The sequence below is a fragment of the Armatimonadota bacterium genome (genome assembly GCA_018268395.1).
In the GTDB taxonomy this organism is placed as follows: Bacteria; Armatimonadota; Fimbriimonadia; order Fimbriimonadales; family Fimbriimonadaceae; genus JAEURO01.
Genome location: JAFDWQ010000001.1, coordinates 576,925 through 588,437, shown reverse-complemented (window position 1 = coordinate 588,437; position 11,513 = coordinate 576,925). Strand labels below are relative to the sequence as shown.

12 protein-coding genes are annotated in these 11,513 nt (G+C 63.5%); 5 read left to right on the top strand and 7 right to left on the bottom strand.

Annotated features, from left to right (window positions below; all coding sequences use genetic code 11):
• Positions 1 to 118: 118 nt before the first annotated feature.
• Complete coding sequence (locus tag JST30_02615) at positions 119 to 388, top strand: MerR family transcriptional regulator (protein ID MBS1713211.1); 270 nt, start codon at positions 119 to 121, stop codon at positions 386 to 388.
• On the opposite strand, the gene corA is transcribed toward JST30_02615, so the two are convergent.
• Entirely contained in the window at positions 385 to 1,422 is a 1,038-nt protein-coding gene (gene corA / locus JST30_02610; GenBank protein ID MBS1713210.1) for a magnesium/cobalt transporter CorA, read from the bottom strand. The two genes, JST30_02615 and corA, sit on opposite strands and share 4 nt — an antisense overlap.
• Positions 1,423 to 1,497: 75 nt before the next feature.
• Between corA and JST30_02605 the strand changes: the two genes are divergently transcribed.
• Positions 1,498 to 3,027, top strand: coding sequence for a hypothetical protein (locus tag JST30_02605; GenBank protein MBS1713209.1), 1,530 nt, complete (start codon positions 1,498 to 1,500; stop codon positions 3,025 to 3,027).
• Between the two features lie 62 nt (positions 3,028 to 3,089).
• On the opposite strand, the gene JST30_02600 is transcribed toward JST30_02605, so the two are convergent.
• On the bottom strand, positions 3,090 to 4,505 hold the full coding sequence (locus JST30_02600; protein MBS1713208.1) for a hypothetical protein: 1,416 nt from the start codon (positions 4,503 to 4,505) through the stop codon (positions 3,090 to 3,092).
• 209 nt (positions 4,506 to 4,714) lie between these two features.
• Here JST30_02600 and JST30_02595 point away from each other — a divergent pair, with 209 nt between their 5' ends.
• From JST30_02595 to selB, 3 genes are read left to right on the top strand one after another with little or no spacing between them, the layout of a single operon-like run.
• Positions 4,715 to 5,131: a hypothetical protein gene (locus JST30_02595; protein ID MBS1713207.1), complete on the top strand. Its 417-nt coding sequence runs from the start codon at positions 4,715 to 4,717 to the stop codon at positions 5,129 to 5,131.
• A 46-nt stretch (positions 5,132 to 5,177) separates the two neighbouring features.
• The gene (locus JST30_02590) at positions 5,178 to 6,053 is read left to right on the top strand and encodes an isoaspartyl peptidase/L-asparaginase (protein ID MBS1713206.1); all 876 of its coding nucleotides are present in this window, start codon (positions 5,178 to 5,180) and stop codon (positions 6,051 to 6,053) included.
• Between the two features lie 18 nt (positions 6,054 to 6,071).
• Positions 6,072 to 7,940 carry a selenocysteine-specific translation elongation factor gene (selB, locus tag JST30_02585; GenBank protein MBS1713205.1) on the top strand — a complete coding sequence of 623 codons (1,869 nt, stop codon included), beginning with the start codon at positions 6,072 to 6,074 and terminating at the stop codon, positions 7,938 to 7,940.
• On the opposite strand, the gene JST30_02580 is transcribed toward selB, so the two are convergent.
• The 5 genes from JST30_02580 to JST30_02560 are packed head-to-tail and all read right to left on the bottom strand — an operon-like array spanning position 7,906 to position 11,473.
• Entirely contained in the window at positions 7,906 to 8,739 is an 834-nt protein-coding gene (locus tag JST30_02580) for an ATP-binding cassette domain-containing protein (GenBank protein MBS1713204.1), read from the bottom strand. The two genes, selB and JST30_02580, sit on opposite strands and share 35 nt — an antisense overlap.
• Positions 8,736 to 9,803, bottom strand: a complete 1,068-nt coding sequence (locus JST30_02575; GenBank protein MBS1713203.1) for an aminopeptidase P family protein — start codon at positions 9,801 to 9,803, stop codon at positions 8,736 to 8,738. Before JST30_02575 ends, JST30_02580 begins: the two co-directional genes overlap by 4 nt.
• On the bottom strand, positions 9,800 to 10,249 hold the full coding sequence (gene aroQ, locus JST30_02570) for a type II 3-dehydroquinate dehydratase (protein MBS1713202.1): 450 nt from the start codon (positions 10,247 to 10,249) through the stop codon (positions 9,800 to 9,802). Before aroQ ends, JST30_02575 begins: the two co-directional genes overlap by 4 nt.
• Before the next feature lie 4 nt (positions 10,250 to 10,253).
• The gene (locus JST30_02565) at positions 10,254 to 10,430 is read right to left on the bottom strand and encodes a Trm112 family protein (GenBank protein MBS1713201.1); all 177 of its coding nucleotides are present in this window, start codon (positions 10,428 to 10,430) and stop codon (positions 10,254 to 10,256) included.
• Complete coding sequence (locus JST30_02560) at positions 10,421 to 11,473, bottom strand: glycosyltransferase family 4 protein (GenBank protein ID MBS1713200.1); 1,053 nt, start codon at positions 11,471 to 11,473, stop codon at positions 10,421 to 10,423. Before JST30_02560 ends, JST30_02565 begins: the two co-directional genes overlap by 10 nt.
• Between the last annotated feature and the right edge of the window lie 40 nt (positions 11,474 to 11,513).

Here is an 11,513-nt window from a genome sequence, read left to right as displayed (position 1 = left end):
GGGCTCAATCCGGAACGTCGCGAAGTGGTTCCCGGAACCCGGGCCCGCCCCTGAAAATCGCCGGGTACTTGCCGAATATGGGAATGTGGGCACACGCCCGAACGTCGGCGGACAGGATATGGCGAACCGGAGCGCGAAGGCGGGACAAGCGGTCAACATCAGCATGGCCAGTAACATCACGGGGGTGGAGGTCCACACCCTGAGGTACTGGGAACGCGAATTCGCCGGGCATTTGTGCCCTGAAAGGACCAAAGGCGGCCAGCGGCGGTACCGGCCGCAGGACATCCAGACCGTCTTTACGCTCAAACGGCTCCTTCGCGACGAAATGTTTTCGATCGCCGGAGCCCGAAAGCACCTTGCCCGCCAGACCTTTGACCCCGCCGCTTAACGGTTCGACTTCGGCCCGCGGCTTCGGAGACGCCACGGCCATTTGACCGTGAACCAGCCGACCTTCGTCGCGACGGCGATCCCCCCGACTCCGATGACGGCCAACACGCCCAGCACTAGAAAGTAGCCGTCCGCCCAATCGAGTTCGGGCATGTACTTGAAATTCATCCCGTAGATGCTCGTGACCAGGGTCATGAGCATGAGGATCGTCGCGATCGAAGTCATGTTCCGCATCACCTCGTTGAGCCGGTTCGACGTCACGCTGAGTTGTGCGTCCATGATGGAGGTCAGGATGTCCCGGTTCAGGTCGATCCCCTCTAAGACGCGAAGGGTGTGGTCGTAACAGTCTTGGAGGTACGTCCACGTCTCTCTCTTGATGACGGGCGAATCCCTGCGGAGGAGGCCGTTCAGGATGTCCCTCGTGGGTGTGACCTGGCGACGCATCTCGAGGAGGTTGCGCCGGAGCCGGATCGCGGCCGAAACATCGGGCCGCGCCCCACGGTAGACGCCTTCTTCTAGTCTGTCGAGTTCGCCCTGGATCCGGTCCAGGGCTGGAAAATAATCGTCGATGGCCGCGTCGATCAACTCGCTCATCAACATGTCGCTGGCCGTTCCGATCTCCTTCGGATGAGCTTTCCAGCGGTCGAACCACTCGTTGACGAAGTCGGAGCCCAGAGTCGTCACCGAAACAAGGCAATGGGGACAAACGAAGAGCCCCAAGTGCGTGTACTTCGTCCCTTCTTGCGTCCCCGTGACCAGTGACAGGGTCGCAAAGACGTAATCCTCGCCGAAAAAGTAGCCCGGCCGCTCTTTGTCGCTCAACGCGTCATCAATGGCGACCGGATGGAAACCGAACTTTTCCTGGAGGACGTCCTTCGCTGCCTCCGGTTCCTGGACGGTCAAGGCGATCCACGTCAGGCCCTTCTTGTCAGGTCTGGTCTTGAGGGCCTCGTCGACCGTGACCGCAGCGAACCCTCCCGGTTCGGAATACTGCCCGACTCGGGCGACGAACGCTGCGCTCACCGGATCGCTCATGGAACTCGATCCTACTCCGTCCCGGCGCTTGAATCGATTCTGGACTCGGATCGTCCATGAAGTCGGAGTGCAACCATGATTTGGGGAACGTTGAGTTTGCTGGCCGTAACACAGGCCCAAGAAGTCGATGAAGGGAAGATCGTCGCCGCGTCACTGTTCAAGAACGGATATGCCGTGGTCGTCCGGGAAGCGCCGTTCAATAGCGGGAAGGCGGTCGTGACGCCCCCTGTGTCCACTTCGCTCGGTACGCTTTGGATCAGTGCATCGGAAAGCGTGAAGCTGGAGCGCGCTTGGACGGGTTCGATCGAGACCAAGTCCGAACGGAACGCGGTCACGTGGGACGAACTGCTGTCCGCCAACGTCGGAAAACGCCTGACGCTGGAGACGTCACCGGCATACCCGGGCCAGAACCCTCTCGTCACGGGAACGGTCCTGAGCGCGGACGGGCCCATGGTCGTCCTCGCGAGCGAAGGGGAAAAGCGCGTGGCGTTGATGAAGTCGTCCATCGTCCGGATCGTCGCCGGGGGTGAAACCCTCGCGTACAAAGTCCCGGCGTCCTCGACCAGGACGGTGATCGAAATCCGGGGCCAAGGAGACGGCAAGGTCTATGTCGCGAGCCTTCAACGAGGCATGACGTGGGTCCCCGCCTATCGGATCGACATCTCCGACGACAAGAGACTGGACCTCACCGCCAAGGCGACGGTGATGAACGACCTGAACGACCTTGAAGGGGTCGCCGTGAACCTGGTGACCGGCTTTCCGAACGTCCGGTTCATCGCCGTTCCCGACCCGTTCGGATCCGGAGCCTCTGTCGACCAGTTCGTCAACTCGTTGATGTACGGAGCGACCGACCGGAACTTCCGACGGGACGCGATGACGCAGAACGCCGCGCGGATGGGAGAGACCGGAAGCGCAGGCGGCGAATTCCTACCGGATCCGTCAGCGACCGGGACACAGCTCGAAGACCTCTTCTTCTACAAGCAGCCCGGGGTCACCCTGAAACGAGGGGAAAGGGGTTATTACATCGTGCTGAAGGCGACGGCCGAGTACGAACCCGTCTACCGCGTCGAGATCCCCGACGGATACGTGAGCTCTGGCGAATGGCGGGCCGATGCCGAGGCTTTGGACGTGTGGCACACCTTGAAGTTCAAGAACACGTCCGGGCAACCATTGACGACCGCCGCCGTCCTCACGGTGAAGAACGGAGAAGTCCTCGGACAAGACATGCTGAACTACACGTCCCCGAACGCGGAGACCTCCGTCCGTGTGACCAAGGCCTTGGACGTCTCGGCTGAAACGACCGAGGAGGAGACGGGCCGGGTCGTCGGCGTGGTCAAGAACGGCAACCGCAACGTGTACGACCGTGTGACGGTCAAGGGTGTCATCGAGGTCACGAACCGAAAGGGCAAAGAGGTCCAGATGAAGGTCGTGAAGACCGCGACGGGCGAAGCGACGGCCGGTCCGGGGGTCGAAGTCAAGAAGACGCCGGCCGGACTTCGACAGGCCAATCCGGTCTCGGTCCTGACATGGAGCCCCAGGCTCAAAGCAGGGGCCAAAGCCCGGGCCGAATACACGCTCCAAGTGTTGGTCCCGAGCGCCAACTGATCCGAAAACGAAGAAGCCCCGGGATGTCCCCGGGGCTCTTAGAGGTCTGCCGCTGAGCCGCGTTAGCGGAGCAGCGAGAGAACGGCCTGCGGAGCCGAGTTGGCCTGCGCCAACATCGAGAGGCCGGACTGCTGCAGGATCTGCAGCTTCGTATAGTTGGTCATTTCCTCAGCGACGTCGATATCGGCGAGGTCGGACTCGGTGGCGGAGAGGTTCTCCTTCGCGACGCTCATCGCCCGCATGTTGGATTCGAGCGTGTTCTTCATGAACGACCCGATGTTCCCGCGAGAGGTCGAGACCGTGTTGATGGCCGAGTCGAGCGAGTCGAGCGCCGTCTGGACGCTGGAGCCCGTGATGTCCAGGCTGCCAAGGCTCAAGGCGGTCGAGCTGAAGTTGCTCAGGTTCAGGTAGGCCGTGTCGCCACCGTTCGCACCGAGCTGGAACGCGCTTTGACCCGCGTTGACCTGCACGACGCCCGTGGTCGAACCCGTGGCCGTACCGCCGGAGACCGTCAGGTTCATGACGTTGCCGTTGGTGTCCTTCAACTGGAGGCCGCTACCGCTCGTAAAGCTCGCCGTTGCCGTAGTTGCGGTCGTACCTACCATATAGTTGTAGGTGACCGTCGCGACGGCGTCGACACCAGCGTCCGACGAACTGCCGGCAGCGCTGAGAAGCGTCGTCCCCGAGTCGGTCAGATTGATCGTTTGATCATCGCCGTAGTTCTCCGAGGTCAGGCTGATCACGTTGCTGCCGAACGTGGCGCGGACGCCCGTCGTTCCGACAGCACCGTTGATCTTGTCCATGACCTGCTGGACGGTGTCGCCCGAGTTGACCGTGAACTGCGTGCCGTTGATCGTGAACGTACCGCCCGCGGTCAGAGCCTGCGTCGTGCCGTTCGTATAGGTCTTCGTGCCGGCGACCGTCGCCTGCTGCGCAGCCGTCGTGACGTTGATGTCGAGCGTTCCGTTGCTCGTCATCGCCGTCGTGCCGATCGTGCCGGCGACATAGGCGCTGGAGACCTTCGTCGTGTTGGCGACCGTACCGGTGGTGCCGGCGGCGCCGTTCAAGAGCTTTCGGGTGCCGAACGCGGTGTTCGACGAGATGCGGTCGATGGACGCAAGAATGTTGTTCAACTGCGTCTGGTTGGCCTGCTTCTGGTTCGCGTCCAACGAACTGTTACCGTTGGCGACCGCCAGAGAGCGGGCGTCCCGCAGAAGGCGGCTGACTTCGTCAAGGGCGCCGTCGGCGGTCTTGGCGTAGTTCATCGCGTCCTGGTTGTTGCGAAGCGCGGCTTCCATACCGCTGATCTGCTTGCGGTAACCCTCGACGGCGATAAGGCCTGCAGGGTCGTCCGCGCCAGAATTGATCCGAAGACCGGTTGACAGGCGGCTGATCGATTTGTTCAGGTCGTTGCCCGTGGAGCCCAAGCTCCGAAAAGCCGTCATCGCGGTGATATTGGTGTTGATCCTATACGACATGTCTTCCTCCGTGAAGTCTTGCGTTGCCTTACAGGGTGAGGCTTGCGTCCCACAAGCCCGTCCCAGAACCTGCGTTCCGCACTCCGCCGGAAGGAATCCCAGTATTTCTGACGGCAGAGTCCATAATCCCGTACTGTTACCGTCAGCGTTCCTACCGGCCGGCAACGATACGGGGATCGGAGCCTTCTGACATGGAGTAGGCTCGTCCCATGAGCCTGAACCGATGGGCCGCAGACCGGAAGCGGACGCTCTTCGACGAGCTCTCCCAGGGCCTCGAACCGTCTCTGGGAGAGTTCGACCGGAACGTCCTCACCGAGGCCAAAGCGAAAGGAAGGCCACAGATGGGAGCGACCGTTTACAGCCCTCAGGCAGCCCGGTTCGAGTTCATTTACAGTGACACCGCCTCCTCGGCGACCGTCTTGACCGTCACTGTCGCGGCCCCGGAACGGATCGTGTACCTGCCCGTTCCCGACTGGGTCGTCGAAAACGTCTGGCAAGGGAGCGTAGACGGAAGCCACGTTTTTGATAGCGAGGCGGAAACGGCCGTCGCGAAGTTCCTTGAAAGCCTGAAACCGCAGGCCAACGCCGAACTGTTCGGACCTCGGCAAGCGACCCGGCGCGAGTAAGCCGGGGCCGTCCCCCAGACCCCGTGATCCCTCATAATCCGAGGACATGCCCACGATCCTCGCCACCTGGAACGAACCAGGGAAGGTCGCCGTCGAAGTCGCCGGCGCAAAGTATGAAGCCACCGGAAACATGCTCGACAGCATCGAGGCCGGCTTGACCGCGGTCGAGGACGATCCGGCCTTCATCGCGATCGGAAGGGGGTCGCTCCCGAACTCGGACGGCGAGCTCGAGCTCGATGCGAGCATTATGGAAGGCCGCACTCTTAAGGCTGGGGCGGTCTGCGCCATGAGGGGGATCCTGCCCGCGATCTCGGTCGCCCGGTGGGTCATGGAACGTACGCCTCACGTGATGATCGCGGGCGAGCAAGCCCGGCGGTTCGCGATCGAGCAAGGACTTCGCCCGCAAAACTTGATGACCGACGAAGCCGTCCGACGCTATGAAGAATGGCTCCGGACGCCTGAAGTCCAGACGGAATACGTCCACAGCATCCGGGACACGGTCACGATGCTCGGGCGCGAGGACGACGGGCGGTTCACGGCCGCCAGTTCGACAAGCGGATGGTCGTTCAAAAAGCCGGGCCGCGTTGGGGACTCGCCGATCGTCGGGGCAGGCATCTACGCCGACGACGAAGCCGGCGCTTGCGGGGCGACAGGGTGGGGCGAAGAACTGTGGAAGGCGTGCGCGTCCTTCCGCACGACGCAAGCGATGCAGGCGGGAGCGAGCGCACAGGAGGCGTGCGAGGCGACGGTGCACCATATGCTCAGGCGGCAGCCGAGAAGCGCCGACATCGCCTGTGTCGTCCTGGCGATCGACCGACAAGGCGGGATCGGGGCGTGCACGACGAAGGGCGTCTTCCATCTGTGGTCGTGGCAGGACGGGCGCATCGACGTCCGGGAATACACCGGCGTCGCCGGGCTGTAACCGAAGGGAGAAGGCCAAATGGCCAAGTTGATCGGTACCGCGGGTCACGTCGACCATGGCAAGACGAGTCTTATCCGGGCGCTGACCGGGATCGACGCGGACCGTTTGCCGGAAGAGAAGCGGCGGGGAATGACGATCGACGTCGGATTCGCCTACCTTGAACTCCCGGACATCGGGCGCGTCTCGATCGTCGACGTCCCCGGCCACGAGCGGTTCATCGCCAACATGCTCGTCGGAGCCCTTGGGGTAAACGTCGCCCTGCTCTGCGTCGCGGCCGACGAATCGGTCATGCCTCAAACGCGGGAGCACCTTCAAGTCTTGGAACTGCTGCCCGTCGAAAGGCTGGTCGTCGCCGTGACCCGGGCCGACCTTGCCGATCCTGTCGTCCGAGACATCACGTTGGAAGAAGTCCGCGACCTTTTGGCCGGCACCCGGTTCGCTCAAGCCGAGGTCGTGACCGTTTCCGCGGTGACCGGGGAGGGCCTGCAGCGACTCAAGCAGGCCCTTCAGGAGTCCCTGGAGGAATCCAGGTCTGACGGCGACCAGCCTTGGTACTTGCCTGTGGACAGGGTGTTCACCGTCAAGGGCCACGGGACGGTCGTGACAGGCCCACTGATGAGGGGACGGGTGCGGGAGGGCGAGGAAGCCCAGGTCGAGCCAGGCGGTTTGACCCTTCGCATCCGACAGATCCAGGGCCACGACCGCCACGTTTCCGAGGCCGAAAGTGGCCAGCGGACGGCCTTGAACCTGTCGGGGCCGAAGTCGGACACCCTCGTCCGTGGCATGGTCGCCGGACGACCAGGCACCGTTTTCAGCACCACCGTCCTCGATCTCGACGTACGCTGGGCCGAGCCGCCCCGGCACGGTCAGAGGGCGCGACTGTCGATCGGAGCGGACGAAGCGGTGGGCAGACTGTTCCTGAACGACCAGGATCCGGCGTCCGCCCAGTTCCGTTCCGACCGGCCCCTCGCCGCCGTCAAGGGGCAGCCCGTGATCGTCCGGACTTACAGCCCGCAACGGATCCTAGGGGGAGGAACGGTGATCGTCCCACAAGCCGTCAAGCGACGTCGTTCGGAGACGGCCGTCAGGACCGGCACGGGCAGCGACGAAGACGCCGTCCTTGCCGCGCTCGCTTCAAGGTCGGCAGGGGCTGCGACCGAGGACGTCTGTCGGGTCGTCGGGAAGACGCCCCAGGCCCTGGGTTCGGTCTTCGAAGCCCTTTTGGCGGCTGGAGCGGTCCAGGGTTTTGCGGGCCTCTGGTTCAGGAACGACGAATGGGACGAGGCCCGGGCGAGGTTTCTGAAAGCCCTGGGGGCCGTGCATGAAGAGGCTCCGACCCGCATCTTGGTCCCTCGGGAGGCTGTCGTGGCGAAAGCAGCGCTTGCATGGAAAGGTAAGCCGCTCGACCGGATCGTCGCCCGGCTCGAGCACGAAGGAGCCGTCCGTGTGTCAGGCACCCTGGTCGGCCTCGAAGGGCGGACAGCCGTCCTGAGTGCTCCACAACGATCACTGCTGGACAGGGTCAAGACCTTGCTCGACGAGGCTGGGGTCAACGTGCCCGATGCGATGGTGTTGTCCCAAGCCGTCGGTGTCCCGCCTCAAGCGGTCAGCGGCATCATGCAGGTCGGTCTGGATGCAGGCGAGGTCGTCCGGGTCGCGGAGGGACTTGTCTACACGCGGCAAGGCCTCGCGAACGTCCTGGACTCGGCCCAACGCTCCCTTGGAGGTCAGGAGTTTACGGCCGGCGGATTCAAGGAGGCCCTCGGAACCTCCCGCAAATACGCGATCCCGCTCTTGGAGCACTTCGACGCCAAGGGATGGACGGTCCGGCGCGGAGACGTCCGGGTGTTCGTCACACCAAATGCTCGAGGGCCTCAAGGAGCGTAGGCTGCTTGAGAAGGATGCTCTTCACAGTCCCATAGCCTTGAGTCAAGAGCCGCGCCGCCAGTTCCTGGCCTTTTTCGGCACGGATCAAGAGGCCGCCCTCCGTCGGCTGTACGAAGAAGGTGAAAGGCTCGACCATCGAAGCGACGGTCGAGGTGTCGTCTGTTTCGACGATGATCTCGGTCGGAAGGACGACCCGCATCGCCTCCCAAACGGAACCTGCGAACACGGGTTCGCCTCCTGAGAAGAAAAGGACCGACCCTACCGACTCGGCCACGGTCGAAAGGTTCGTTCCGATGACGAACACCCGGCCTTGTTCACGCTCCTCCTGAACGAGCCCTAAGGCGCTGTTCCTCGACCAAGGGTCGAGGCGGTCGAGCCCTCCGTCGATCACGGCCCACTCGGAATCTTTCAAGAAGACCGGCAAGAGCTCGCACGCCGCTTGCTGCTCCGTGTCGAGCTGGACGATCGGAACATGGCGCGCGTCCCAAAGACCGAGTCCGCTGAGGACTTGGGTCAAGCGGGAACTGGAGGCACCTTTGGCGACGCTCCGGGCTGCGGCCTGGGGCGTGACGCGCCGTCCGGGCTCCCGTTCGTTCGGCGTGACCGGTGCGGAGACAGAATGGAAACTGCCGGACGTCGGCTTGGAACGCCCGAGCAGGACGTCCATGAACCGGAACTTTCCGCTACCTGAGGGCCCCATGACCGCAAAGCCGTCCCCAGAGCCGAGAGTCAGGCTCAAGGAGCGCCCGCCTTGTGACAGCGCTAGATCCGTGATCTTGACGATAAAGGTGGGGCTCAACCGAGTTCGATCAGGCTCTTCGGATACGACGTCAGGACTTCCGGTTCGCCTGTGGTCACGAGCACGTCGTCTTCGATCCGGACTCCGCCGAAACCCTCGATGTAGACGCCCGGCTCCACGGTCCAAACCTGCCCCGGCTCGATGGCGTCCTCGGACCGGGTGTTCAGGCCCCCCAAATCGTGGACGGCCTTACCGAGGCCGTGTCCGAGACCGTGTCCGAAGTACTGGGCCAATCCCTTCTCATCGAGGATTTTCCGGGCCAGCGCGTCGACCCCGACGCCTGTCGCGCCCGGTCGGAGCGCGCCGATCGACGCGATCTGGGATTTCAACACTTGGCTGTAAACCTCCTTTTGGCGGTCGGTCGCCTTGCCCAACACGAACGTCCTCGTGATGTCGCTGTTGTAACCGTCCAACTTGGCCCCGATGTCGAGCGTGATGAAGTCGCCCGGCTCGAACTTGCGCTCACTCGGCTTGGCGTGCGGCCGGGCGGAGTTCGGTCCGCTCGCAACGATCGGCGAGAACCCGACTTCGGCCCCGTTCCGCCGGAAATAGAACTCGATCTCGAGCCCGATATCGAATTCCGTGACGCCCGCCTGAAGGCGGGGCACGACGTGATGGAGGCAAGCGTCGGCGAGGGCACAGGCCCTCTTGATCTTTGCGACCTCTTCCGCGGTCTTGACCATCCGAAGAGGCTTGAGGACTTCGGGAGCGGCCGTCAAATCGATGCCGTCCAACGCCTGTCGCCACTCGTCCCATGTCCCGTACGTGACGCTCTTTTCGAAAGCCAAGGTCTTCACCCCGAGTTCGTCGACGTTCTCGCGAAGGAACTCGGTGAACTTTTTCGGGCTAGCGTACGACCGGACCGGGACGTCCGAGACCTCTTCCCCGGCTTGGATCGTGTACCGGCTGTCCGTCAAGAAGCGGCCGGTCTCCGGCGTCAGCACGACGAAACCCGAACTCCCCGTGAACCCGGTCAACCATTGCACGTTGGTAATGTCGCTGATCAGGAGGGCGGGTACGCCCGACTTGGCGAGACGGGTCTGCAATCGTTGGACGTTGTTCATATGGCTCCGACTTCGGTGGACTTGAGGGCGTGAAGGGCAAGGATATAGCTGTTGCTGCCGAACCCGGCGATGGTCCCGACGCAGACCGGGGAGATCACGGACTGGCGGCGGAACTCCTCACGGGCATGGATGTTCGTCAAGTGGACTTCGATGATCGGCAACCGCACGCTGGCAAGGGCGTCCCTGAGGGCGTACGAGTAGTGGGTCAAAGCGCCAGGGTTGACGACGACGGCGTCGGCCCATCGACGGTGCTCCTGCACCGTGTCGATCAAGACGCCTTCGTGGTTGCTTTGAAGCACCCGGACTTCCATCCCGAGCTCTCCGGCCGCACGATGGATGTCCTCGTCGATCTCGGCCAGAGGTTTCTTGCCGTACAGTTCGGGCTCCCTGAACCCGGTCATGTTCAGGTTCGGCCCGTGCAGGATGAGGACTTTCTTGCGTTCCATGGCTTCAGCCTCGCGGCGGCTCGGCGTCTTCCGGCAACAGGTGAGGGACGCCGTCGACGATGGGATAGGAGCACCCGCACGAAGGGCAGACCAGCTTGTCCTCCTTCAACTCGAGCTTGGGCCGGTCGTCACAACGCGGACACGCGAGGATGTCGAGAAGGTCAGGTGGGATCAAGCGCAAGCCTCGCGGTAGGCATCGAGCGTCAACCGGGCCGTCGACCGCCAATTGAAGTCTTTGACCCTGTCGCGCCCTCGTGCCCGCATCTCCTCCAATTTACTCGAATCGGCGAGGAGCCTCCGGATCAGGGCCGCCCATGTCTCGGGCTCAAAGTCGGGTGCGACGCACGCTGCCCCGCCCGAGACCTCAGGCAAGGCGCCTCCTGGCGAGCACAGGACCGGACACGAGCAGGAGAACGCCTCGAGGAGAGGGATGCCGAACCCCTCGTGAAAGGCCGGGGCCAGGTACAAGGAAGCACACTGGTAGAGGGCGGTCAGGTCCTCGTCCGATACGTAGCCTGTGACGACCGCGCCCGACCGTTCCGGCCCAAAACCTGGCTTGCCCGTGACGACGACGGGGACGTCCGCCGAGAGGGCCGCCTCGATGGCGAGAGACATGTTCTTCCGCGGCCAGCGCGTCCCGACGGTCAAAACGTACGTCTCGGGCGCCCCGAGCGCGTCGACCCGCTTCCTGGCCTCCTCGACCGGCATCGGGCGGACGTTGTCGCCCACCGCGTTCGGCGTGACCCTGACTTTGGCGGCCACGTCCGGATAAAGGCGGGCGATGTCGTCTTTCGTGGTCTGCGAGACGGCCAGCACGCGTTTCGCGCGCCTCATCGAAGCGGGGACTTGGCTGTTCAGGAGCACACGGTCGCGAGGTCGGAACCATTCCGGGCCGATCGCGAACGAGACGTCGTGCACGGTCGTCACGCCGTTCAGCGCCAAGGGTGAGAGAAAGTACTGGGTGTGCAGGACGTTTGCTCCCGACCTACGGGCGTCCAACGGGAACCTGTAGAGGCTCCACCATCGGTCGCGGCCCGGAAGGTGCTTCCATTCGACCGTTTCCAACCAGGGAATTCCTGACGGTCGCGGGCTGTTGGAATACAGCAGCAACTTCGCGCCTCCGCCGAGTCCGACCAGAGCCTTGACGAGCCCCTTCCAGTAGGAGGTGTCGCCGGTCATGGTCCGCGTCAAGAGGCGGGCGTCGACAGCGACGGTGGGTTCCATGTTCGTCGGCTCCGTCCGAACGTGGAAGGAGCGATGGTGC